17 protein-coding genes are annotated in these 23,655 nt (G+C 66.4%); 8 read left to right on the top strand and 9 right to left on the bottom strand.

Annotated features, from left to right (window positions below; translation table 11 throughout):
• Positions 1 to 37 precede the first annotated feature (37 nt).
• Positions 38 to 868 carry a DNA adenine methylase gene (locus tag K8P63_RS17940; protein WP_223797350.1) on the top strand — a complete coding sequence of 277 codons (831 nt, stop codon included), beginning with the start codon at positions 38 to 40 and terminating at the stop codon, positions 866 to 868.
• A 206-nt stretch (positions 869 to 1,074) separates the two neighbouring features.
• On the opposite strand, the gene K8P63_RS17935 is transcribed toward K8P63_RS17940, so the two are convergent.
• Both K8P63_RS17935 and K8P63_RS17930 read right to left on the bottom strand, forming a co-directional pair.
• Entirely contained in the window at positions 1,075 to 1,704 is a 630-nt protein-coding gene (locus tag K8P63_RS17935; protein WP_223797349.1) for a hypothetical protein, read from the bottom strand.
• Positions 1,701 to 2,762, bottom strand: coding sequence for a DUF262 domain-containing protein (locus K8P63_RS17930; RefSeq protein WP_223797348.1), 1,062 nt, complete (start codon positions 2,760 to 2,762; stop codon positions 1,701 to 1,703). The genes K8P63_RS17935 and K8P63_RS17930 overlap by 4 nt, the downstream gene beginning before the upstream one ends.
• A gap of 540 nt (positions 2,763 to 3,302) precedes the next feature.
• Between K8P63_RS17930 and K8P63_RS17925 the strand changes: the two genes are divergently transcribed.
• Positions 3,303 to 3,803, top strand: a complete 501-nt coding sequence (locus tag K8P63_RS17925) for a hypothetical protein (RefSeq protein WP_223797347.1) — start codon at positions 3,303 to 3,305, stop codon at positions 3,801 to 3,803.
• A gap of 65 nt (positions 3,804 to 3,868) precedes the next feature.
• On the opposite strand, the gene K8P63_RS17920 is transcribed toward K8P63_RS17925, so the two are convergent.
• Together K8P63_RS17920 and K8P63_RS17915 are read right to left on the bottom strand one after the other, a co-directional pair.
• On the bottom strand, positions 3,869 to 6,352 hold the full coding sequence (locus K8P63_RS17920) for a TonB-dependent receptor (protein WP_223797346.1): 2,484 nt from the start codon (positions 6,350 to 6,352) through the stop codon (positions 3,869 to 3,871).
• Positions 6,353 to 6,566: 214 nt separating this feature from the next.
• Positions 6,567 to 8,747, bottom strand: coding sequence for a TonB-dependent siderophore receptor (locus K8P63_RS17915; RefSeq protein ID WP_223797345.1), 2,181 nt, complete (start codon positions 8,745 to 8,747; stop codon positions 6,567 to 6,569).
• A gap of 173 nt (positions 8,748 to 8,920) precedes the next feature.
• Here K8P63_RS17915 and K8P63_RS17910 point away from each other — a divergent pair, with 173 nt between their 5' ends.
• Positions 8,921 to 10,951 (top strand): protein-disulfide reductase DsbD family protein, encoded by a 2,031-nt coding sequence (locus K8P63_RS17910; protein WP_223797344.1) that lies wholly within the window; start codon positions 8,921 to 8,923, stop codon positions 10,949 to 10,951.
• Positions 10,952 to 10,954: 3 nt separating this feature from the next.
• On the opposite strand, the gene K8P63_RS17905 is transcribed toward K8P63_RS17910, so the two are convergent.
• Complete coding sequence (locus K8P63_RS17905) at positions 10,955 to 11,704, bottom strand: SDR family NAD(P)-dependent oxidoreductase (RefSeq protein ID WP_223797343.1); 750 nt, start codon at positions 11,702 to 11,704, stop codon at positions 10,955 to 10,957.
• A gap of 282 nt (positions 11,705 to 11,986) precedes the next feature.
• Here K8P63_RS17905 and K8P63_RS17900 point away from each other — a divergent pair, with 282 nt between their 5' ends.
• From K8P63_RS17900 to K8P63_RS17880, 5 genes are all read left to right on the top strand, one after another.
• Positions 11,987 to 13,159: a phosphoserine transaminase gene (locus K8P63_RS17900; RefSeq protein WP_223799876.1), complete on the top strand. Its 1,173-nt coding sequence runs from the start codon at positions 11,987 to 11,989 to the stop codon at positions 13,157 to 13,159.
• 111 nt (positions 13,160 to 13,270) lie between these two features.
• Positions 13,271 to 14,848 (top strand): phosphoglycerate dehydrogenase, encoded by a 1,578-nt coding sequence (gene serA, locus K8P63_RS17895; protein ID WP_223797342.1) that lies wholly within the window; start codon positions 13,271 to 13,273, stop codon positions 14,846 to 14,848.
• 57 nt (positions 14,849 to 14,905) lie between these two features.
• Positions 14,906 to 16,102, top strand: a complete 1,197-nt coding sequence (locus K8P63_RS17890; RefSeq protein ID WP_223797341.1) for a DUF418 domain-containing protein — start codon at positions 14,906 to 14,908, stop codon at positions 16,100 to 16,102.
• Positions 16,099 to 17,208 (top strand): ATP phosphoribosyltransferase regulatory subunit, encoded by a 1,110-nt coding sequence (locus K8P63_RS17885; protein ID WP_223797340.1) that lies wholly within the window; start codon positions 16,099 to 16,101, stop codon positions 17,206 to 17,208. The genes K8P63_RS17890 and K8P63_RS17885 overlap by 4 nt, the downstream gene beginning before the upstream one ends.
• A 50-nt stretch (positions 17,209 to 17,258) precedes the next feature.
• Positions 17,259 to 18,548 carry an adenylosuccinate synthase gene (locus tag K8P63_RS17880; RefSeq protein ID WP_223797339.1) on the top strand — a complete coding sequence of 430 codons (1,290 nt, stop codon included), beginning with the start codon at positions 17,259 to 17,261 and terminating at the stop codon, positions 18,546 to 18,548.
• A 27-nt stretch (positions 18,549 to 18,575) separates the two neighbouring features.
• On the opposite strand, the gene K8P63_RS17875 is transcribed toward K8P63_RS17880, so the two are convergent.
• The 4 genes from K8P63_RS17875 to K8P63_RS17860 all read right to left on the bottom strand — a co-directional run bounded on the left by K8P63_RS17875 (position 18,576) and on the right by K8P63_RS17860 (position 23,637).
• Positions 18,576 to 19,166, bottom strand: coding sequence for a Uma2 family endonuclease (locus K8P63_RS17875; protein WP_223797338.1), 591 nt, complete (start codon positions 19,164 to 19,166; stop codon positions 18,576 to 18,578).
• Positions 19,167 to 19,187: 21 nt separating this feature from the next.
• On the bottom strand, positions 19,188 to 21,179 hold the full coding sequence (thrS, locus tag K8P63_RS17870; protein WP_223797337.1) for a threonine--tRNA ligase: 1,992 nt from the start codon (positions 21,177 to 21,179) through the stop codon (positions 19,188 to 19,190).
• 56 nt (positions 21,180 to 21,235) lie between these two features.
• Entirely contained in the window at positions 21,236 to 21,919 is a 684-nt protein-coding gene (locus K8P63_RS17865) for a hypothetical protein (protein WP_223797336.1), read from the bottom strand.
• Between the two features lie 359 nt (positions 21,920 to 22,278).
• Complete coding sequence (locus tag K8P63_RS17860; protein ID WP_223797335.1) at positions 22,279 to 23,637, bottom strand: glycosyl transferase family protein; 1,359 nt, start codon at positions 23,635 to 23,637, stop codon at positions 22,279 to 22,281.
• Positions 23,638 to 23,655 lie beyond the last annotated feature (18 nt).

Here is a 23,655-nt window from a genome sequence, read left to right as displayed (position 1 = left end):
CCGTCGACGGGCGGGGCTCCCCTGAAAGCAAAACAGAATGGAGTCCATACTGAGCGAAGTGCGTCCGGTCAGCCCGGCCGCTCCATACCTTGGCGGAAAGCGAAACCTCGCGAGCCGCATTGTCTCTTTGATCCGGAGCGTCCCCCATCGGACTTACGTCGAGCCTTTCGTGGGCATGGGCGGAATCTTCCTTCGTCGCGATCGCCGCGCGCCGGTCGAGGTTATCAACGATCTTTCCGGTGATGTGGCGACGCTCTTCCGTATCCTCCAGCGCCATTATCAAGCGTTTATGGATCTGCTGAAGTGGCAGTTGACGAGCCGTGCCGAGTTCGAGCGCCTCCGGGCCACGGCCGCTAGCAGTCTCACCGACTTAGAAAGGGCCGCCCGGTTCCTTTATCTGCAGCGGCTCGCCTTTGGCGGCAAGATCGAGGGTAGGACTTTCGGCGTTGATCGACGTACCCCCGGCCGATTCGATGTCACCAAGCTCGAGCCCATGCTGATGGAAATTCATGAGCGGCTTGCCGGCGTTGTGATCGAACAGCTGCCGTATACCGCAGCGATCGAACAGTACGATAGCGCGGAGACCTTGTTCTATCTCGACCCGCCCTATTGGGGCTGCGAATCGGACTATGGCGCTGCCGCATTTTCGCGCTCGGACTTTGCGTGCCTTGCTGACCTCCTCGACCGAATCGAAGGTCAGTTCGTTCTGTCGATCAACGCAACCGATGGTGCCCGAGAGGTTTTCAGCCGCTTCGACTGCGCCGACGTTGAAACCACCTACACGGTATCGAGCGGCGCCACGGGGGAGGGCAAGCGAGCGACCGAGCTAATCGTCAGCCGGCTTGCTCCTGGCCGGCTCTTGCTTTGAGGCTACACGTCCGCTTTTAGGATTGCTGGTAGCGATCAAATCCCTCTACCCGCTCTCCGCTCACTCGTTAAAGCACATAGCCGCAGCTGATCGCTTCAGGCCATCGGGTAGAGCAATGGCCGGAAGTGGCGGTTAGCGGACGTGTCCGACCCAGGGCATGCCTTGCCGCCGCACGCTTTTCTGCCAAAGCATACCCAAGACCGTCTTCACGGAAGCGGATCGATTAGTGCTTTGACCGTTTCGTGCAAAACCTCGACGAAATGCATGAGATGTAGCTTGCGGAGCCGGGTGCTTCGAATCCGGAGAAATTGTCCGGCAGACATCAAAAAAAGGCGCTCTGTGCCAAGATAGTTTCGCTGAACGATGCCGAATTGCTGGCGAGCCTCCAACGAATCATGGGCGATCCGATTCCGGATACGTTCCCCATCCGATAGCACCTCCTCCTTGGTAGCCATCATATCTATTAGCGGCCACCCTTCTTTCATATAGATCGACGCAGTATTTCGTATCTCGGATGGCTTTGCCCAGCTTAGGTACTGCTTCCCAGCTTTCGTTAATCGACGTGCGTGCTGTGCGTCCTGGACATTGAGGTAGCTTGTTCCAATTGTTCCTCCTCGTGATGCGCCGCCGGTGACGTAGTGTAAAAACATTGCTTCTACTGAAGACTCATAGGCCGTGAACGCTCGGAGAAAGATAGCTTCGGCAAAGCCGTCAGATCGAAAATCATCGGACTCGACGTCCGCCGAAGCCGCTTCGAGTTCATCTACCATTCCGAGCGCGAGCGCGTTTTTCGCGGCCGCCGCTTCGGCGAAGTCGCTCAGCTCTTCCGGGCTCACAGTTCTAGGGCAGCTAGAACGTACTTCGCGCGCTCCCGGCGAGCCTCAGTATCGGTCGTCCGGCGCTGAGCGTAGTTGATGAATCGTGCGAAGGCCGCCGGCACGTCCTCTTCTGTGTCTTCGGTATAACGATCATACAAGGCACTCAGCTCGTCCAGCTGTCCCCGCCAATATATTACTTGGGCTTGGGTAAGGGATGGCCGATCCGCATCTTCCAAGCCTACCAGCGGTTGCAGGGCGTGGGCAACGCAGGTGAAGAGAGTATAAAACCAGTGGGACCGAGCCCAATTCGTGCCCGCAAGTTCTTGTGCAGGGTAAATTGCCCCGATGTATCGCATCGTCTCATTATAAAGCTCGATTGCGCTTGCCACTTCCGGTGGCACGACTTCTTTGCTCTCATATAAACGGTAATATCGCTCGATATTCTTAACCGTCTGCACTCCACCCACCAACGCGACCAACAGATCAGACGCCAGTTGAGCCTCCCCCATTCGGCTGATAGCTTTCTCTGACAGCACACCGCCGTCCAAAACATACCCTACGTATGCATGCCCAAGTTCGTACGCTGCAGTTTTAAACACCCCAAGGTACTTCGCATTGAGCTTCTCTTGCGTGTTCAGGGTGACCGAATAAGTGTTGATGCGGGCGAATATGTCCAGCATATCGGACAGGCTCACATTGTATAGAAGATCAACGCCTAGCTCATATTGCAAGATAATCCCTTGGGTATCGTCATCCAGTGCGGAAAACGTCTTTCCGGCGTGATCCGCATTATGAGCGGCAAGCACGGTGAATCCGTCCGACACAAACTCCAAGATCGTACGGATCCGCTGCTGCCCATCGACCACAGTGCGGACGTTCTTTTTGCCCACCAAATCCTGCGTCAGCAGCACCTTGGGCATAGGCTTGCCGCGCAAGACGGTATCGATAAGGAAGGATTTTGCAGCGCGCGTCCAAACGCTACGACGTTGGAACTTTGGTGATAAATCCAGAAGCTGGCCCGCATTCCACTCGATGAAGTCAGCAATACTGTAGGATCGGGCATCAAATTGCTTCACGGTTCGGCCTCGAATGGTATGGCCTTTCCTTAGCTAGGCCGATGGGGAAGAACCAGAGCCAAGACCCTGGCTAGCTCGCCTCCGGTTAATGAGCCGTTCGTAGCAGGCGCCCGGCTTACCGCCGCAGTGTCACTACGCGGCTGAGATGGCCCTGCCGCTCCCGCCGATCGCCGAGCATGAAAAGCTGGATATTTGCCGTTGTGTGCCCAAATCAGACCCGCCGCGAATGTCCGCACCTGGGCGATGCCCGCCACTCGCGAATCAGCAGCACGTTCAAACGATAGCGATCAAAATAGCTGGTAGCGGCCAACTTCCTCTAGCCGCTCCAACCCGCATTTCCATCCCACAAGGGTTCTAAGTCTTTGAAATCTAACGGCATGAAAATAGGGGCGCGATGGGGAAAGGGCTTTGAAAACGTTGACCTTTTCCCTTCCACGGCGAAAACACGAGTTCGATTCTCGTAGGGGTCACCATGGTCGGCTTGAGCCAGTTTCGGCTGGCATGCCCGCACACCGCTCGTGCAGGAGTCGCGCCGCGAGCGTGTGGCGGTTTCCCCGCATCGACCGGCAAGATTTGGCCTGCGACGCCGCGATTTGCCGCTATTCCGGTTCCGTTCGCCGTCATGGCATTCGGAGCCGATCGATGATCCTGCCTGCTCTCGTGGTGGCCGCCGCCGGCTTCCATTGCACCATTAGCGATGCGAATCCGAGCGCAGCGCCCGTCATCCTCGAGCTGCGCCGGGATGCTGGCGGGCTCGTCGATCAGTCCGGATCGCGATACGTGCTGGTGGGCGAGAATCAGAATGGCCTGGCCGCCGCCCAGTGGATTTCGGGCAAGGATCTGCTCGCCGACACGCCCTATGTCGGCAGCCGCACCATCGTCATCAACAAGGTCACGGGCGCGTTCAGCCTGAGCCAGCTTTCGATCCCGCTCGGCGGTGGCGTCGAAACGGTCGCGGGGCTGTGTACGCACCCGGACCATGTCATCGAGAGCCGGCCAAATCCGGCGCCTGCGCCGAAGAAAAAGGGCGGCCGGCGTTGAGCCGGCCGCCCCAGGGCGTCGCATCGTGAGCAAGGGGGCGGCACTGCGCCGTCCCCTCGGCCCCATTAGAAGTTGATCGTCGCATCCACGCCGAAGGTGCGCGGCGCGTTGAAGTTGCCATAGTCGCCCAGCACGTTCGAGATGCTGCCGGTCGACACGCTGGTGGTCGGCGAGCCGGGCAGGCTGTTCGACGGATCGCGGCGATAGACATATTGCTCGTCGAACATGTTGCGGACCCACACGCCGAACGTCAGCTTCTGGCCGCCATTGCTCATCGGCAGGTCGGCGAGCGAGAGGCGGCCGTTGAACAGCAGCGACGCGTCGTTCTTCGTCGCAAACTGGTCGAACGCCTGCGTCGCCTGCGAGTAATTGCCGTCGATGTGGAAGCGGACGTTGGTGCCCGCGCCGCCGACCGGCAGGCTGTAGTCGGCCGAACCGCTCGCGGCGTTGCGCGGCGTGAAGACGATGTAGAAGTTCTGGTAGACGCTGGTGGTGGCACCGCCAGCGGTGGCGCTGATCAGCACCGGCGGGATCTTGGTATAGGTATAGGCGTAGGACGCGTTCAGCGTCAGGCCTTCGATCGGTCGCACCGTCAGGTCGGCCTCGATGCCGCGGATCTTGGTCGTGCCCGGCGCATTGATCGTGACGAGGTTGTTGAAGCTGCCGGTCGTGGTCGTCTGGATCGAGCTGATGTCGACCTGGCTGTTGTCGCGATCCATGATGTAGCCGGCGAGGTTCAGGCGCGCGCGGTGATCCCAGAAATCGGTCTTCAGGCCAACTTCGTATGAGCGCACGTCCTCCGGGTTGAACGCCTGATAGTTGGAGGTACGCGAGCTGGCGCCACCGGCGCGATAGCCGGTCGCATATTTCGCATAGGCATGGATCGTGTCGCTGAGATCGTAGGCCAGCGTCACCATGGGATTGAAGCGATCCCACGTCTTGTCGAGCGGCTTGTAGCCATTGCCCGCCGCGGCGGCGGTGTTGGTGTCGTAATTGACGTTGCGCGACATGTGCAGCACGCCGCGCTTCTTGTCGTGCGTGTAGCGTCCACCGACCGTCAGGTGCAGCACGTCGAGCGGGTTCCACGTCACCTGGCCGTAGACGGCATAGCTCTTCGACCACACTTCCGATGCGCGGTCGGTCGACCGGCAGCGATATTCGGAGCCGAAGCCGCCTGAGCCGGTGCACGAATCGAGCACGCCGATCACGCCGGTGGCAGGCGTGTAGACGTTCGAGTTCGGCGTGGCGGCGTCGTCGCTGACATGCTCGTTGAAGTAATAGAGGCCGCCGACATAATCGAACCGGCCGGCGCTGCCGACCGCCTGCAATTCCTGGCTGAACTGATTCTGGAACAGGTCGGCGAGGCTGTAGCGGCTGAAATTACACGTCGCGCTGGTGCAGTTCATGATCGGCACGCGGTGTGCGCCGCCCGAATTGTCCCACTGGGTCGCACCGACGCCGCGCCATGCGGTGATCGAGCGCAGCTCGACCTCGGGCAGGGCCTTCCACTTCAGCACGTTGGTGTAACCGTGGGTGGTGTCGACGCTCGGCTGCTGCGGCACGCCGATATCGGCCACGCTCATGCGCGTCTTGCCGTTGACCACCACCTGCGGTGCCAGCGGGCGGACCGAGCCGCTCAACGCGGTATAGGCCGTGCCGGGCAGGACGCAGCCGGCCGAAGCCGATTGCGCGCCGGCGGCGCAGCCGTTGGGATTGAAGTTCAGCAGCTGGCTGTAGAAGGGCGAATTGGCGTCGCGCGCATTGTCGTACGAGAAGTCGTTGGTCAGATCGGGGTTCGGCTGCCAGCGGACGGCGGCGCGGACGCCGCGCCGGTTATAGTAATTCCAGCCGGTCTGCCCCGCGAGCGGGTTCTTGGTCGTGGCGCCCTGATATTGGACGACGCCGTCCACCTTGGCGCTGAAATTGTGCCAGGTCGGCAGGTCGACGTGCAGCTCGCCGGTATAGGCGCCGTAATTGCCGATGCCCGCGCTGGCGCGGCCGCCCCATTCGCCGCTCGGCGCCTTGGTGACGATGCTCAGCGCGCCGCCTTCGGTGTTGCGGCCGAACAGGGTGCCCTGCGGGCCCTTCAGCACTTCGACCCGTTCGACGTCGAACAAGGCTGCGTTCAGGCCGTGCTGGCGGCCGAGATAGACGCCGTCGATATAGATGCCGACGCCCTGCTCGCGCGCGGGCTGGTTGGCGTCGAGCGGCACGATGCCGCGGATGCCGATCGTCAACGCGCTCTGGCGCGCCTCGAACGTGGCGACACGCAGCGACGGGATGGCACCGTCGGCGAGGTCGTACAGGCTCTGGACGTGGCGATCCTTGATCGCCGCCGTGCTGAGCACGTTCATCGCGATCGGCGTGCGCTGCAGGTTGGTCTCGCGCTTGGTCGCGGTCACGACGATCTCGCCGAGACCGGACTCGTCGGCGGCGGCAGGCGCCGCGTCGGCCGGGGCCGCCGCTGCCGCCGGAGCCTCGGCGCGCAATGCGACGGCGGGCGCGCCCATGACGAGCGCCGCGCCGCCCAGCATGAGCGCGCGTTTCATCGATGTAATGTGAATCACGTGTCTACCCCTTTGGGAACGGGGCCTCCCGCCCCTGACGCGTGTCGCTATGGAAATACCGGGTAGCTTTTATGACGATGCGGAAACACTAAGTTACAATGCTGACGCACCGGCCGATACGGACCAAACGACGACGGCGAGCCTTTCGGCCCGCCGTTCCGATCGTTTTCTCGCGCGTGAGGAGACGCGTCGCGGCTTACCAGCGATAGCCGATCGTGCCCTGCACGGTCCGGCGATTGCCGTACCAGCACCAGCCGTAATTGCTGTAGCAGCTCGACAGATACTTCTTGTCGAAGATGTTCTTGGCGTCGATGCCGACCGTCATTCCGTCGAGGCGCGGCACGATCTTGCCGATCTCGTACCGCGCAAGCGCGTCGAACAGGTCGTAGGTCGGTGTGTAGCGCGCGACGCCGTCGAAATAGATGCCGGCATAGACGCCGTTCAGATGGCGCCACGCGCCGCCGATCGTCAGCCCCTGGGCCGGTCCGCTCTTGGGCGACCAGTCGAGATTGGCGGTGATGCCGCCCTTGCCGACGCCGATCAGGCTCTGCCCAATATTGGCGGGATTCACATCGTCGAGCTGTTTCACGCGCTGGCGGCTGAAGGCGACATGCGCGTAGAAATCATAGGGCAGGGGTGCCGTGACCTCCGCCTCGACGCCGCGCGAGCGCACCTTGCCGACCTGATAGGCGAGAAATGTCAGCGGATCGGACACGACGACATTGGTCTGCTCGATGTTGAACCACGCCGCGGTGGCGATGATCTGCGTGCCCGGCACCTGATATTTCAGGCCGGCCTCCACCTGCTTGCCGAGCGACGGCTTGGCGAGGCCGCCGGCCGCGAGCTGCGACGCCTGCGGCTCGAACGACGTCGAATAGCTGGCGTAGGGTGCGAGGCCGAACGGCAACAGATAGAGGCCGCCAACGCGATAGGTGAACTTCTGGTTGTGCTGCTGGCTGTAGACGCCGCCGGTTTCGCTCGCCTGCCGCGCCCAGTCCTGCCGCCCGCTGAGCGTCAGACGGAAGCCCTCGATCGCGATCTGGTCCTGCGCGTAGATGCCCTGCTGGCGCTGTTGCGTCGTGGCGAGCGTCGGCGTCTGTAGTGGCGCGCCGGCGACATAACCCGGCACCTGATAGGGCGTCTGCGGCGTCGGCATCGAACCGTAGACCGGGTTGAACACGTTGATGTTGGTCGCGCCGCCGAAGGCGTAGAGCTCGCGGCTGTGCGACACCTGACGATCGACGCCGAGCAGCACGGTGTGCTTGAGCGGCCCGGTCTCGACCACGCCGGTCAGCGTATTGTCATAGGTCCAGCCATTGTTTTGCTCGCGCGTGGCGTAGGAGAAGCGCGAAAACAGGCTGGGCGCGGCGTCGGTCGTCGCGGGCGATCCGCCCGTATAGATTATGCCGAGGCTGCTCTTCACATATTGATAGCGCAACGACGACTTGAACACCCAGCTGCCGCCGAAATCGTGGCGGAAAAAGGCACTCACCGCGGCCTGATCGCGCTTGAAGAAGTCGCCCGGCTCGCCCCCGTAGAAGCTGGTCTTGATCGTGCCGGCTGCGTTGGGGATGAGCGTGCCGAGCGCGGGGAAGACGGCATAATTGCCGTTGCGCGGATCGTGCGAATAATTGGCCAGCACCGTCAGGCTGGTCGGCGTGCCGTCACCGATGGTGGCGGCGCCCGACACCGTCTGCCGCCGCCGCACGCCATAGTCTGCCTGCGAATGCGCGCCGTTGGCGCTGCCGTACAGGCGCCAGAGGATGTTGCTGGAGGCGCGCCCGCCGACATCGGCGTCGACGCGATAGAGATCGTAATTGCCGTAAGTGCCCGCCACCGCGCCGTAGAAATCGCGGTCGAGCGGCAGCTTGCTCGATTCGGCGACGAGGCCGCCGGGGCTCGACTGGCCGTACAGCACCGACGCCGGGCCCTTGACGACCTCGATCCGGTCGAGCCGCGACACGTCGACCTGCGGCACCGCATAGCCGGTGGCGCTCGGGAACAGCTTCAGGCCATCCAGATAGGTCGGCGCGTCGAAGCCGCGCAGCTTGAACTGATCGTAAACGTCGGCCGACGAACCGCGCTGCTCGGCGGTGACGCCCGCCACATAACGCAGCGCCTGGTTCAGACTCTGCAGCCCTAGCCCGGAAATGTCGGCGTTGGAGATGACCGTGATCGACTGCGGCGTCTCCATGATCGGGGTCGCGGTCTTGGTGCCGCTGGTCGACTGGGTGAGCGGCTGCTGGCCGGTAACGACGATCTCGTCCCCGCTGCCCTCGGGCGCTTCGGCCGTGACGTCGGCGGCGAAGGCGACGGCCGGCATCAGGCTGGCGCAGGCGAGCAGGATGCCGCGAAGCGTTCGATTGGTCGAGATCATTGTCATTTCCTTGTTGGTGCGGCGCCCCTAGCTAGATTGATAACGACTCTCAATAGCGGAGATTGTAACGATCTCTTTCCGCGTTCGCACTGTGGCCTAGGCGAGACAGCGGCGCGGAACGGCGGCCGTTGCGCCTGCTCGCGCTCGCCGTCGCGGTGGGGTAGGGATGCGCGATGATTTTCACCCGCTTCATGCTGCTGCTCGCGGCGCTGCTCGCGCTGCCGTCGCGCGCCGTCGCCACCCACATCGCGCCCAGCCTCGTCGCTGAAAGCCTGTCGCCCGCCGCCGGCAGCCAGGTGACGCTCGCCTTCGCGATGCGGCCGACGCCGGGCTGGCACGGCTATTGGAAGAATCCCGGCGATGCGGGCGTCGAGACGCGCGTGGCGTGGTCCGCGCCGGCGGGGCTGCAGTTCGGCGCGTTGCGCTATCCGGTGCCGCAGACTTTGCTGATCTCCGGCCTGATGAATTACGTCTACGAGCGCGATTATGCCGAGCTGGTGACGCTCACCGTGCCGAAGGGCCTCGCCGCCGGCACCGCGCTGCCGATCGGCGTCAAGCTCGACTGGCTCGCCTGCAATCCGCAGACCTGCGTACCCGAAACCGCGACGCTGACGCTGCGGCTGACGGTGGGCGACGGCGCGGCAGCGCCAGCGACGCGCGCGCAATTCGATAATTGGCGCGCTGCCCTGCCGCGCCCGCTCGCGGCGGCTGCCCAGTTCCAGGTGGCGGGGGGACGGCTGCGGCTGGCGTTGCCGCTGCCCGCGAGCGCGCACATCGACCGACCTTATTTCTTCCCGCTGACCGACGGCGCGATCGACTATGCCGCGCCGCAGACGGTCGGTCGCGACGGTGACCGTCTGGTGATCGAGACCGCCGCCAAGGCGGGCGCGACGCCGGCACGGATCGAGGGCGTGGTCCGGCTCGCCCCCGGCACCGGCGTATCGTTCGCAGCTACCGCCGGCCGCGTCGCCGCCGCGCCCGCGATCGCAGCGGCGGACGAGCAGGGTTCCGCCGGCGGCGGCACGCCGTCATTCCTGCTCGCGTTGGCCGGCGCGATCCTCGGCGGCCTGCTGCTCAACATCATGCCGTGCGTGTTCCCGATCCTCAGCCTGAAGGCGATCAGCCTCGCCCGCTCGGGCGAATCGGAGCGGCATGCGCGGATCGAGGCGATCGCTTATACTGCCGGGGTGGTGCTGGTGTGTCTCGCGCTCGGCGGGGTGCTGCTGGCGCTGCGCCAGGCGGGGGACACTGCCGGCTGGGCATTCCAGCTCCAGAATCCGCGGATGATCGCCGGGCTGATGCTGCTGATGCTCGCGATCGGCCTCAATCTCGCCGGCCTGTTCGAGCTGCCGGTGATCGCCGCGGGCGGCGGCCTGGCGGCGGGGGGCGGCGCGAGCGGCGCTTTCTGGACCGGGGCGCTGGCGGCGTTCATCGCGACGCCCTGTTCCGGGCCGTTCATGGGGGTCGCGCTGGGCGCCGCCTTGCTGCTGCCAGCGGCGGCGGCGCTGGCGATCTTCGCCGGTCTCGGCCTCGGCCTTGCCATCCCGTTCCTGGCGCTCGGCTTCGTCCCGGCATTGCGGCGCCTGCTGCCCCGGCCGGGCGCGTGGATGGACACGGTGCGGCGCATCCTTGCCGTGCCGATGCTGCTGACCGCGCTTGGCCTCGCATGGATCCTCGGCCGGCAGGCGGGCGTCGACGGGATGACGCTTGGGCTGGGCGCCGCGCTGCTGCTGGCACTCGGCCTGTGGTGGACCGGGCGGCGGCAGGGGCGGCTGGCAAATCGCGTGTGGTGGCCGACAGCACCAGCGCTGGCCGGGGCCGCCGCGCTGATCGCGATCGTCTCGACCGCACCCGCCGTCGTGGCGCAGGCCGCCGGCAACGAGCCGTTCAGCGAGACGCGCCTTGCTGCCTTGCGGACCGAGAAAAGGCCGGTGCTGCTCTACTTCACCGCCGACTGGTGCCTGACCTGCAAGGTCAACGAGAAAGCGGCGATCGAGCGAAGCGAGGTGGCGCAGGCCTTCGCTGCGCATCATGTCGCGGTGATGGTGGGTGATTGGACGCGCGGCGATCCCGCGATCACCCGCTTCCTCGCGGCGCACGGCCGCTCGGGCGTGCCCTTCTACCTCTTCTATCCGGCCGACGGTACGCCGCCGCGCGAGCTGCCGCAGGTGTTGACCCCGGGGCTGCTCGCACGGCTGGCCTGACGTTTAGAGGTTGGCGCCGCCGCTGGCCTCGATCGAGCGACCGTCGACCCAGCGCGACTGATCGGACGCGAGGAACAAGGCGAGGTCGGCGATGTCGTCGGGCTGGCCGATCCGCTTGAGCGACTGGATCGACTTGATGAACTCGCGCCCCTCCTCGGTGCCGAGGAAGACGTCGGCCATGTCGGTCCGGATCGCGCCCGGTGCGATCGCATTGACGCGGATGCCGCGCGGCCCGAGCTCCTTCGCGAAGTTGCGCGTCAGCACCTCGATCGCGCCCTTCGTCGCCGAATAGACCGACGCGCCGTCGAACGCCGCGCGCGCGACCACCGACGATAGCAGGATGATGCTCGCGCCTGCGCTCAGCAGGGGGAGCGCCTGCTGGACGAGGAAGAAGGGCGCACGCACGTTGATCGCGAACTGACGATCGAAATCCTCGACCGTCTGCTGCTCGATCGGCGCCGAGCCGAGCACGCCGGCATTGGCGATGACGATATCGAGCTTGTCGATGCCGAGGTCGCGCACCGCCTCGATCAATTTATGCGCGCCGTCGGGCGCCGCGAGATCGCCGCCGATCGCGTCGGCCTGACCGCCCTTGGCGCGGATGTCGGCAACCAGCGCATCGGCGGGTGCCTTGCTGGCCGAATAATGCACGATCACGCGCGCGCCGGCACCGGCCAGCCGCGCTGCCGTCGCATGGCCCAGCCCGCGCGAGGCGCCGGTGACGAGGGCGATCTTGTTGGTGAGGTCCGTCATGGAATTACCCCTTGAGTGTTCGGGCAGCGCGATCACCGGCTGCGCAGCGGCAAATGGGCATGGCCACGGCTCATTCAATACCGATCGGTATAAAATAATCGTGACCGGCGTGGACCTCGGCCCGTCGCGCGGCGATTGACTTGGCGCCGCAGCCCCTTAAAGCCGCCGGCGGGCCACGCCGTCCCAACGCGGCGCGTGCTCTCTGTGAGGAGAGTTACATTGACTGATACTGCTCCGCCAGCCGTCGATACGGCTGGTCTCAAAAACGACTCGGCCGCCACTCTGGTCGCCGCCACCCATGCGGCATCGGCCAAGCCCGATACCAAGCCCCAGCGCCCCCAATTCTCGTCCGGCCCGTGCGCCAAACCGCCCGGCTGGCATGCCGACGGGCTCGCCACCGCCAGCCTCGGCCGCTCGCATCGCTCGAAGATCGGCAAGAGCCGCATCGTCCACGCGATGGACGTGACGCGCCACATCCTGCGCCTGCCCGACACCCATCATATCGCGATCGTCCCCGGTTCGGACACCGGCGCGTTCGAGATGGCGATGTGGTCGCTGCTCGGCGCGCGCAAGACCACCCTGCTTGCCTGGGAAAGCTTCGGCGAAGGCTGGGTGACCGATGCGGTCAAGCAGCTCAAGCTCGACGCCACCGTGATGAAGGCGCCCTATGGCGCGCTGCCCGATCTCGACGCGGTCGACTGGTCGACCGACGTGGCTTTCACCTGGAACGGCACCACCTCGGGCGTGCGCGTGCCGAACGGCGACTGGATCCCAGACGATCGCGCAGGGCTGTCGCTGTGCGACGCAACCTCCGGCATCTTCGCGGCCGATCTGCCGTGGGACAAGCTCGATGTCGTCACCTTCTCGTGGCAGAAGGTGCTGGGCGGCGAGGGCGCGCACGGCGTGCTGATCCTCGGGCCGCGCGCGGTCGAGCGGCTGGAAAGCTACACGCCGGCATGGCCGCTGCCCAAGATCTTCCGCCTGACCAAGGGCGGCAAGTTCAACGCGAGCATCTTCAAGGGTGACACGATCAACACGCCGTCGATGCTGGCGGTCGAGGACGTGATCTGGAGCCTCGAATGGGCGCTCGGCCTCGGCGGCCTGATGGCGCTGATCGAGCGCGCCGACGCCAACACCGCCGCGCTCGACGCGTGGGTGCAGGCGACGCCGTGGGTCGAGCATCTCGCGACCGATCCGGCGACGCGCTCGAACACCAGCGTCTGCCTGAAGTTCGCCGACGATGCGGTCGCCGGGCTGGACGAGGACGGCAAGGCCGCGCTCGTCAAGAAGATGGCGTCGCTGCTGGAGGCGGAGAACGCCGCCTACGACGTCGCCGGCTATCGCGACGCGCCGGCCGGCCTGCGCGTCTGGTGCGGCGCGACCGTCGAGACCGCCGATGTCGAGGCGCTCGGGCCGTGGCTCGACTGGGCCTTCCACGCCGCCCGCGCGGCCTGATCCCTTTTCATTTCGTCATCCCAGCGAAGGCTGGGATCTCGCGAGGTTGTTTCCGGCCGTGCGAGATCCCGACTTTCGTCGGGATGACGATAAGCAAGGACGCTTATCGTCATGCCCAAGGTACTGATTTCCGACAAGATGGACCCCCAGGCCGCCAAGATCTTCCGCGAGCGCGGGGTCGAGGTGGACGAGATTACGGGCAAGACGCCCGACGAGCTGATCGCGATCATCGGCGACTATGACGGCCTCGCCATCCGTTCGTCGACCAAGGTGACCAAGGCGATCCTCGCCGCCGCCGGCAATCTGAAGGTGGTCGGCCGCGCCGGCATCGGCGTCGACAATGTCGACATCCCCGCCGCCTCCGCCGCCGGCGTCGTCGTCATGAATACGCCGTTCGGCAACTCGATCACCACCGCCGAACACGCCATCGCCTTGATGTTCGCGCTCGCCCGCGACCTGCCCGAGGCCGACAAGTCGACGCAGGCCGGCAAGTGGGAGAAGAACCGCTTCATGGGCGTCGAGGTCACCGGCAAGACGCTGGGCCTGATCGGTGCGGGCAATATCGGCTCGATCGTCGCCGATCGCGCGCTGGGCCTGAAGATGAAGGTCGTCGCCTACGATCCCTTCCTCACGCCCGAGCGTGCGGTGGAGCTGGGCATCGAGAAGGTGCCGCTCGACGAGCTGCTGGCGCGCGCCGACTTCATCACCTTGCACACGCCGCTGACCGATTCGACCCGCAACATCCTGTCGGCCGAAAATCTCGCCAAGACCAAGAAGGGCGTACGCATCGTCAATTGCGCGCGTGGCGGCCTGATCGACGAGGTCGCCTTGAAGGCGGGGCTCGATTCGGGCCACATCGCCGGCGCGGCACTCGACGTGTTCGTCAGCGAGCCGGCCAAGGAATCGCCGCTCTTCGGTACGCCGGGCTTCATCTCGACGCCGCACCTCGGCGCCTCGACCACTGAGGCGCAGGTCAACGTCGCGATCCAGGTCGCCGAGCAGATGGCCGACTTCCTGATGACCGGCGGCGTCACCAACGCGCTCAACGTCCCGAGCCTCTCGGCCGAGGAGGCGCCGAAGGTGAAGCCCTATCTGGCGCTCGCCGAAAAGCTCGGCAGCCTCGTCGGCCAGCTCGCGCATGACAGCCTCGCCAAGATCGCGATCGAGCTCGAGGGCGCCGCCGCCGACCTCAACATCAAGCCGATCTCCGGCGCGGTGCTGGCGGGCCTGATGCGCGTCTATTCGGACACGGTAAACATGGTGAACGCGCCCTTCCTCGCGAAGGAGCGCGGGCTCGACGTGCGCGAGGTGCGCCACGACGTCGCGGGCGACTATCACACGCTGATCCGCGTGACCGTCCAGACCAGCCAGGGCGAGCGTTCGGTTGCCGGCACCCTGTTCGCCAACGCCGAACCGCGGCTGGTCGAGATTTTCGGCATCAAGGTCGAGGCCGATCTCGCCGGCCAGATGCTCTACGTGGTGAACGAGGACGCGCCGGGCTTCATCGGCCGGCTCGGCACCTCGCTCGGCGAGGCGGGCATCAACATCGGCACCTTCCACCTCGGCCGCCGCGCGGCCGGCGGCGAGGCGGTGCTGCTGCTCTCGGTCGATCAGCCGGTCGACGAGGCGACGCTCGCCAAGGTCAAGGCGCTGCCCGGCGTGAAGACGGTCCGCGCGCTGGCCTTCTGATTTGGAATCGGCATGCCGTTCGTGCGACGGCATGCCGATGGTCCGCTTAAGCCTGCCATGACGGATACCGGAACGATCAAGGGGCCGTCGGTCCGCCTGACCCTGGTGGACGGCCTGCGCGGCTATGCGCTGATGGGCCTCTTCCTGGTCCACATGACCGGCTATTTCGAGCTCTACAATGCACGGCCGACGCCGAGCTGGGTGCAGGATGCCACGCGCATCCTGTTCCAGGGCAAGTCGTTCAGCCTGCTGGCCCTATGCTTCGGCTTCTCCTTCTTCGCGATCATGGAGGGCGCCGCGCGGCGCGGGCAGCCGTTCGCGGCGCGCTTCGCGTGGCGGATGGCGGTGCTGGCGGCGATGGGCTGGTGCCATTCGCTCATCTATCGTGGCGACATCATCCTGGTGCTGGCGGTGGCCGGACTGGCGTTGATCCCGCTCGATCGCGTCCGATCGTCGCGCGTGCTGCTGGCCATCGCCGCGGTTTTGCTGGCCCAGCCATTCCTGCTCGTGCGCATCCTCGCCGGCTATCTCCATTACGAATGGGCGTGGGCCGATCCGCTCTTCTACGATGACGGCGGGGCGATGGCGCCGTCGCTCCACGGCTCGTTCGGCGCGCTGGTCCGGGCCAATCTCGTCGCGGGTGGGACGAGCAAATGGTCGTTCTTCATCGAGACCGGCCGCATCTTCCAGATCCTCGGGTTGTTCCTGATCGGGCTAGTGGTCGGTCGCGCGGGCTTCTTCGCCGCACCCGAACGCTTCGTGCGCACGCGGTGGTGGGCGCTAGCCATCGCCATTCTCGCGATCGAGCCGCTGAGCATCGCGCGGGTGCACAGCTGCTGCTATTCGCACGGGCCGATCTATTGGACGAACGTGCTCCTGTCCGGCTGGAGCGATCTCGCCGACATGACCGTCTCGCTCCTGCTGTTCGTGCTGCTCTGGCAAGGCTGGTTGCGCCCGCTGCTCGCGGCCTTCGTGCCGTGCGGCCGGCTGACGCTGACGCTCTATATCGGGCAGAGCCTGGTATTCGTGCCGGTCTTCTACGGCTTCGGCCTTCATCTGTGGGACCGGATCACGCAGGAGCAGGCGCTGCTGCTCGGCATCGTCGCGTTCCTCGCCCAGCTCGCGCTCGCGCATTGGTGGTTGCGCCGCTTCGCTTACGGCCCGCTCGAATGGTTGTGGCGCAGCGCGACGCTGCTTTCGCGCGACGTGCCCTTCCGTCGCCGCGCGGAGCCGCTAAAGGCGGCAGCACGATGACGATTGCCCCTGGCCTGCTCCCCGAAGGATTGCGCGACCGCCTGCCGCCCCAGGCGGAGGCCGCGTCGCGCCTGATGCACCGCGTGATCGTGGCGATCGGGCGCCACGGTTATGCGCGCGTGATGCCGCCTCTGGCCGAGTTCGAGGAAAGCCTCGTCGGCCGCCTTAAATCGGGCCGGGCGCAGGATCTGCTGCGGATGGTCGATCCGGTGTCGCAGCGCATGCTGGCGCTCCGCCCCGACATCACCGCGCAGATCGGCCGGATCGCCGCGACGCGCATGGGCCACGTGCCGCGCCCGCTGCGGCTGGCTTATGGTGGCCCGGTCATCAAGTTGCGCGCGACCCAGCTCCGTCCCGAACGCGAGCTGATGCAGGCCGGTGCCGAGTTGATCGGCCATGACGGCATTGCGGCCGTGGCCGAAATCCTGCGCGTGGCGCTCGACGCGCTGCGCGCGGCCGGCGTGCGCGACATCACGATCGACCTGACCCTGCCCGATCTGGTCGAGACGCTGGCGGGTGGCGCTCTGCCGATCCCGCCCGCACGCGTGCCGGCGATCCGCGCATTGCTCGATGCCAAGGATGCCGGCGGCCTCGCCGGTGCGGACGCCGCGGCCTATTTGCCCTTGCTCGCCGCCGCCGGGCCGATCGAGGCCGCGCTCGAGCGGCTGCGGGCGCTCGACGTCGGTGGTGCGCTCGATACGCGGCTGGCGGCGGTCGAGGCGATCGCCGCGACGGTCGGCGCCGACGTGGCGCTGACGCTGGACCCAACTGAGCGGCACGGCTTCGAATATCAGAGCTGGATCGGCTTCTCGCTGTTCGGCGGCGGCCTGTCGGGCGAGATCGGGCGTGGCGGCACCTATACCATCCTCCATCCCGATGGGCGTGAAGAGCCCGCGGTCGGCTTCTCATTGTTCCTCGATCCGCTGGTCGATGCCGGGCTGGGCGTGGAGCCCGCGCGCCGCGTCTTCCTGCCGCTCGGCCACGATTCCGACGACGGCGTGAAGCTGCGCGCGGAGGGCTGGACCACGATCGCGGCCTTGGCCGAGACCGACGAGCCGGTTGGCTGCACGCACATTCTGCGGCAAGGGCAGCCGCAACCTCTGTAAGGAACCACCTCCGCGTCGATCGCTGCACGCGGACCTTTGGAAAGTGAACAATGGCCAACGTCACCGTCATCGGCGCCCAGTGGGGCGATGAGGGCAAAGGAAAGATCGTCGACTGGCTGGCCAGCCGGGCCGACGTCGTCGTGCGCTTCCAGGGCGGGCACAATGCCGGCCACACGCTGGTGGTCGGCGATCAGGTCTACAAATTGTCGCTGCTGCCGTCGGGCGTGGTGCGCGGTACTTTGTCGGTGATCGGCAATGGCGTGGTGCTCGATCCCTGGCATTTCCGCGACGAGGTGGCGAAGCTGCGCGCACAGGGCGTGAACGTCAGCCCGGAGACGCTGCAGGTGGCGGAGACCTGCCCGTTGATCCTGCCGCTCCATCGCGATCTCGACGCGCTGCGCGAAGATGCGAGCGGCGCCGGCAAGATCGGCACCACCCGCCGCGGCATTGGCCCGGCCTATGAGGACAAGGCCGGGCGCCGCGCGATCCGCGTGTGCGACCTCGCCCATCTCGACGATCTCGGCCCGCAGCTCGATCGCCTGTGCGCGCACCACGACGCGCTGCGCGCTGGCTTCGGCCAGCCGCCGGTCGACCGCGACGCGCTGATGGCCGACCTGCGCGAAGTGGCCGACTTCGTCCTGCCCTATGCCAAGCCGGTGTGGCTGACGCTGGGTGGGCAGCGCGAATGGGGCAAGCGTATCCTGTTCGAGGGCGCGCAGGGCGTGCTGCTCGATGTCGATCACGGCACCTATCCGTTCGTCACCTCGTCCAACACCGTGTCGGGCACCGCGGCGAGCGGATCGGGGCTGGGGCCGTCGGCGGCGGGCTTCGTACTGGGCATCGTCAAGGCCTACACCACCCGCGTCGGCTCGGGTCCGTTCCCGACCGAGCAGGATAACGACGTCGGCGAGCGGCTCGGCACGCGCGGCCACGAATTCGGCACCGTCACCGGGCGCAAGCGCCGCTGCGGCTGGTTCGATGCGGTACTGGTGCGTCAGGCGCTCGCGGTTGCGGGCGTCACCGGCATCGCGCTCACCAAGCTCGATGTGCTCGACGGCTTCGACGAGCTGAAGATCTGCACCGGCTATCGCCTGAACGGCAAGAATTACGGCTATCTGCCGCCGCACGCGCGCGATCAGGCCTCGGTCGAGCCGGTCTACGAGACGGTCGAAGGCTGGTCGGGGTCGACCGCGGGCGCGCGCAGCTGGGCCGAGCTGCCGGCGCCGGCGGTGAAGTATATCCGCCGGATCGAGGAGTTGATCGGCTGCCCGGTGGCTCTGGTTTCGACCAGCCCCGAGCGCGAGGACACGATCCTGGTCCGCGATCCCTTCAGGGATTGATCGCGGCGATACCTGCCGCCGTGCGCATCAGGATCGGATGAGCAAGGGCGGCAGGCCGAGATCGTCGAGGCGGACGGCGACGCCGAGGATCAGCGTCGCGACCAGATCGTGCGATTCATATTCCTCGACGTCGACATAGACGCCGTCCAGCGGAGAGCGGTGGACGCGGATCGTGTAGCGGTTCGCATCGACAACCCAATATTCGCGGACGCCGCCGGCGGCATAGAGCCGCGCCTTCTCGCGCAGATCGAACGCGATCGATGATGCCGCAACCTCGATGATGAGCGCGACCTGTTCGCTCGTGACCTCGCGGCACCCGACGTCGCTTGGCCAAAGCGCGATGTCCGGTTCGAGCAGGCTGTTGTTCGAGACGCGCAAGGACGATTCGATGAAGACGCCAAGTTCGTCGGGTGCGGCCCGCACCAGCCAGCGATTGAGCCGGGACTTCATCATTTCATGCGGGCTTGCCTTCGCGGCCGCCATCGGCACGATCTCCCCCTCGATCAGCTCGAACGCATCGTCTTCGCCCAGCACGCCCTGATCGGTGAGCGCATAGACCTCGGCGACGGTGAGCCGCGCCGGGATCAGGCCTCTGCGGACGTTCTGGAAGACGGTCATCGCGTTCCTCCGATCGGGTGGCTACCGCAGGTCGGGCGGAGTAGCCTCAGCCTTGAGCATGGTGATGGCGTCATCCAGCGACAAGACCTGCTGGTTCTGCTCGCCCAGCCGGCGGATGGCGACGGTGCCTTCCTCCGCCTCACGCCGGCCGACGACCAGCAACGCCGGCACGCGGGCGAGGCTATGCTCGCGCACCTTGTAGTTGATCTTCTCGTTGCGCGTGTCGGGCTCGGCGCGCAGCCCGGCCGCGCGCAGTTTCGCCACCACTTCGGCAGCATAATCGTCCGCGTCGGACACGATCGTCGCCGCCACCGCCTGCACCGGCGCCAGCCACAACGGGAAGCGGCCGGCATGATGCTCGATCAGGATGCCGATGAAGCGCTCGAACGAGCCGAGGATCGCGCGGTGGAGCATGATCGGACGATGCCGCTCGCCATCCTCGCCGACATAGCTCGCGTCGAGCCGCTCGGGCAGCACGGTGTCGGTCTGGATCGTGCCGACCTGCCACGTCCGGCCGATCGCGTCGGTCAGGTGGAATTCCAGTTTCGGCGCGTAGAAGGCGCCTTCGCCGGGCAGTTCCTCCCAGCCGAAGGCCTCGGTCGCGCGGCCGGTGGCGGCCACCGCGTCGCGCAATGACTGTTCGGACCAGTCCCACATATCTTCCGAGCCGAAGCGCTTGTCGGGCCGCAGCGCGAGCTTGATCGCGTAGGAGGGGAAGCCGAGATCCTGATAGACGCGGTCGAGCAGGTCGATGAACTTGGCGACCTCGTCCACCAATTGATCGGCGCGCACGAAGATGTGCGCGTCGTCCTGCGTGAACTGGCGCACGCGCATCAGCCCATGCAGCGCGCCGTGCGGCTCGTTGCGGTGGCAGCAGCCGAACTCGGCCATGCGGATCGGCAGGTCGCGATAGCTCTTGATGCCCTGGCGGAAGATCAGGACGTGCGCCGGGCAGTTCATCGGCTTCAGCGCCATCAGGTCGGCCTTGCCCGACAGGACGGGCCCGTCATCCTCGCCGCTCGGAATCTCGTCGGGGACGACGAACATGTTCTCGCGATATTTGCCCCAGTGGCCGGACTGCTCCCACTGGCGCGCATCCATCAGCTGCGGCGTCTTGACCTCGCGATAGCCGGCGGCGTCGAGGCGGCGGCGCATATACGCCTCCAGCTCGCGCCACAGGATATAGCCCTTGGGGTGCCAGAAGATGCTGCCCTGCGCCTCGGACTGCGTATGGAACAGGTCCATCTCCTGCCCGATGCGGCGATGGTCGCGCTTGGCGGCCTCCTCCAACCGCGTCAGATGCGCGTCGAGCTGCTTCTTGTTGAGCCAGCCGGTGCCGTAGATGCGGCTGAGCATCGCGTTCTTCTGGTCGCCGCGCCAATAGGCGCCGGACACGCGCGTCAGCTTGAACGCCTGCGGGTCGAGCTTGCCGGTCGCGGCGAGGTGCGGGCCGCGACACATGTCGAGAAAGTTGCCCGCGCGATAGACGGTCAGCTCATCGCCCTCGGGCAGTTCGGCCGCCCATTCGGCCTTGAACGTCTCGCCCTGTTCACGCCACAGCGCGATCAGCGCATCGCGCTCCCACACTTCGCGCACCAGCGGCTCGTTCGCGGCGATGATGCGGCGCATCTCGGCCTCGATCGCGGGCAGATCCTCGTCGGTGAAGGGGCGATCCTTGGGCGCGAAATCGTAATAGAAGCCGTCGTCGGTCGCCGGGCCGAAGGTGATCTGCGTGCCGGGAAACAGGTTCTGCACCGCCTCCGCCAGCACGTGCGCAAAGTCGTGGCGCGCGAGCTCCAGCGCATCCTTCTCGTCCTTCGCGGTGACGAGCGCGAGGCTCGCGTCGGCCTCGAGCGGGCGCATGATGTCGCGCAGTTCGCCATCCACCCGCGCGGCGATCGCCGCCTTGGCGAGGCCCGGGCCGATCGACGCCGCAATGTCGGCCGGCGTGGTGCCGGGCGCGACTTCGCGCACGGAACCGTCGGGCAGGCTGATCTTGAGCATCGCGGTCATCGGAAAAGTCACTCTAAAAGTGAGGATATGGTGGCCGCCTATGCCCGCGAACAGGGCTACAAGTCCACGCCCAGCGTAAGCGCCGCGCCCGATCCGGGGCTGGCTTGGCCGGCAACGCGCAATCGGCCTTCCACAGCCACGCTGAGGACATGATCGGCCAGCGGCATCGTCACGCCGATGCGCGGCCCTGTATCGATCCGCGAAACCCCCGGCTGTGCCGCACCCCACAGGGCCGCCCCGAGCGTCGCGGTGGCCGGGCCGAACGCGAGCCGCCGCCCGGTACGGATCGCGCCGTCGACGAACAGGTCGCGATGATGCGCGCCGACCACACCCGCCTGCGCATAGCCGTCGATCACAAACACGCCGGGGATCGGCTCGCGGTAGAAGCCACCGGCGGCGTAGGCCGACCACGCTCTTCGACCCTGTTTGTCCAAGGCGAGGCGTCGCTCGATGGAGAGGCGCAGCGGCAGCCGTGGGAGCGGGTGCCAATCGAGCCCGACCGCCCCTTCGGCCCCCAGAGTCGACAGCGGCGCATAGAGCCGGGCGGCAAGCGCGGTTATGATCGGGCCTTCGGGATTGAGCCGATAGGTCAGCCGCGCCGCCGCCTGCGATCCGCCGAGCAGGCCACCGGCGGCCAGGCTGGCCTGCCCGCTTCCCGGACGCGCGAACAGATAGGCCTCCGCCGTCCAGCGCGAGCTTTTGGAGCGCGGCGGGGCTATCGGCGGGGGCGCGAAGCGCATGCCTTCCGTCAATCGATAGGCGGGGTCGGTATCGAGGCGTAGCGGTCGAGAAAGGGCCGCCGCACCGATCGAATCGGGCTGCGGCTCGGGCAGCGCCGCCGCGGATCGCGGCGTCCGGTCAGCAGGTGTCACCGGCGAGCGCGGGCTCGGCAAACGCGGCTTAAACGCGGTCGCCAAGCGAGGCGTGGGGGGAGCCGGTCGCGCAATTTCGTTCGTACGGTTCGTCAATGCCGGTCCCGCAATCGGCGAGCGTGCCACCGGATCGACGCTCGGCGGCTCAGCCCAAGGGGCGAGCATGGCGGCGCGCGCTGCGATCCAAAGCGCGAGCGTGCCGACGATGAAGCGGGTTTGGCGCGATCTCAATCGCACGGCAGCGTTTCGGGGAAGACGTGCGCGGTCTTGTCCCACGGCGGCACCTTGCCCGGAACATAAGCGATCAGCGCGCGGCGCGCGGCGGCCATGGCGATGATGTTCGCGACGATCACACGCGGCACGGCGCGCAATCCCTCGCGCCAGCCGTAGAAATATCCCACCGTCGCGAACCGCACCACCAGCCGCCATGTCAGCAACAGGCCGTTGGTCGCGAGCAGCCAGCCGGCCCACCACGGCCAGACGGGAGCGATGTCGAACGCGGCGCACAACGCTCCCAACGCGAGCACCGCATAGCTCGTCGCCAGGATCAGCGCCGCGAGGAAGGCGCGCCGGTCGCGCAGCCGCATCCATCGCTCCGCGAGACCACCATCCCAGCGCAGCCGGTCCCAGCCGGCAAGCGCGATGCCGATCAGCCAGCGCGTCTTCTGGCGGACCGCCGTATCGAAGCGATCGGGGAAGTAAGCGCGCACCGCGACCAGTCCGGCGCCGGGTGCGGCACGCATCGCGACGAAGGCGGCGCGACCGGCCCCTCCGATGCGCACGCCGATCTCGTAATCCTCGGTCAGGCTGGTCTCGTCGAACGGCAGCCCCTCGGCATGGTGCGCCATCCGGCCCAACGCGTCGCGCGACAGCGCGCAACCGACCCCGGCGGACGGGATGCCCGCGCCCAGCGCTTCGCGCACCACCAGCAGCCGGCTGTGCGCCTCGGCGAATTCATCGGCATAATGGCCGGACACCCAGCGCGCGCGCCCGTCGATCAGCGGCAGTACCGGAAGCTGGACGAGATCGAATCGTTCGATCAGCCGATCGAAGACGCGCAATTCCTGCGGGTGGACGACATCCTCCGCGTCGTGAAGCACGATCGCCTTGGCACGCTCGCCATCCTCGCGCTCGTCGTGCAGCAGCGCAGTCCAGAGGCGATTGAGGCATTCGGCCTTGGTGGTCGGTCCGGGCAGCGTTCCGCCGACCATCCGGACGCGCGGATCGGCGACCGCTGCCACGGCGGCCGCGGTCGCTGGATCATTGGGGTAGGTGCCGACATAGATGCGATAGAGGGGATGGTCGAAGCGCGCGAGCGCAGAGCGGAGCATCGTGCCGATTACGTCCGCCTCGCGCCACGCGGGCACGAACACCGCGATCAGGCCCGGTCGCTCGGGCGGCGGCAGCGTGGCTGCGGTCGAGCGACGATGGCGCCGGTAGACCGTGGCGCGTCGCCAGACGAGCCGGGCCAGCCAGAGAAGATCGATCGCCAAGTCGTCGATGCCGCCCAACAGCAGCCCGATCCCGGCGAACAAGGTTAACTCGCGCGTCGCGGCCGCCAGCAGCCACTGCGCTTCGTCAAGCACGCTCCCGCCCCTATCTCG

This window comes from Sphingomonas nostoxanthinifaciens, from assembly GCF_019930585.1.
In the GTDB taxonomy this organism is placed as follows: domain Bacteria; phylum Pseudomonadota; class Alphaproteobacteria; order Sphingomonadales; family Sphingomonadaceae; genus Sphingomonas_I; species Sphingomonas_I nostoxanthinifaciens.
The sequence above is the reverse complement of the archived record's forward strand: the minus strand, read 5'-3'. Positions and strand labels throughout refer to the sequence as shown.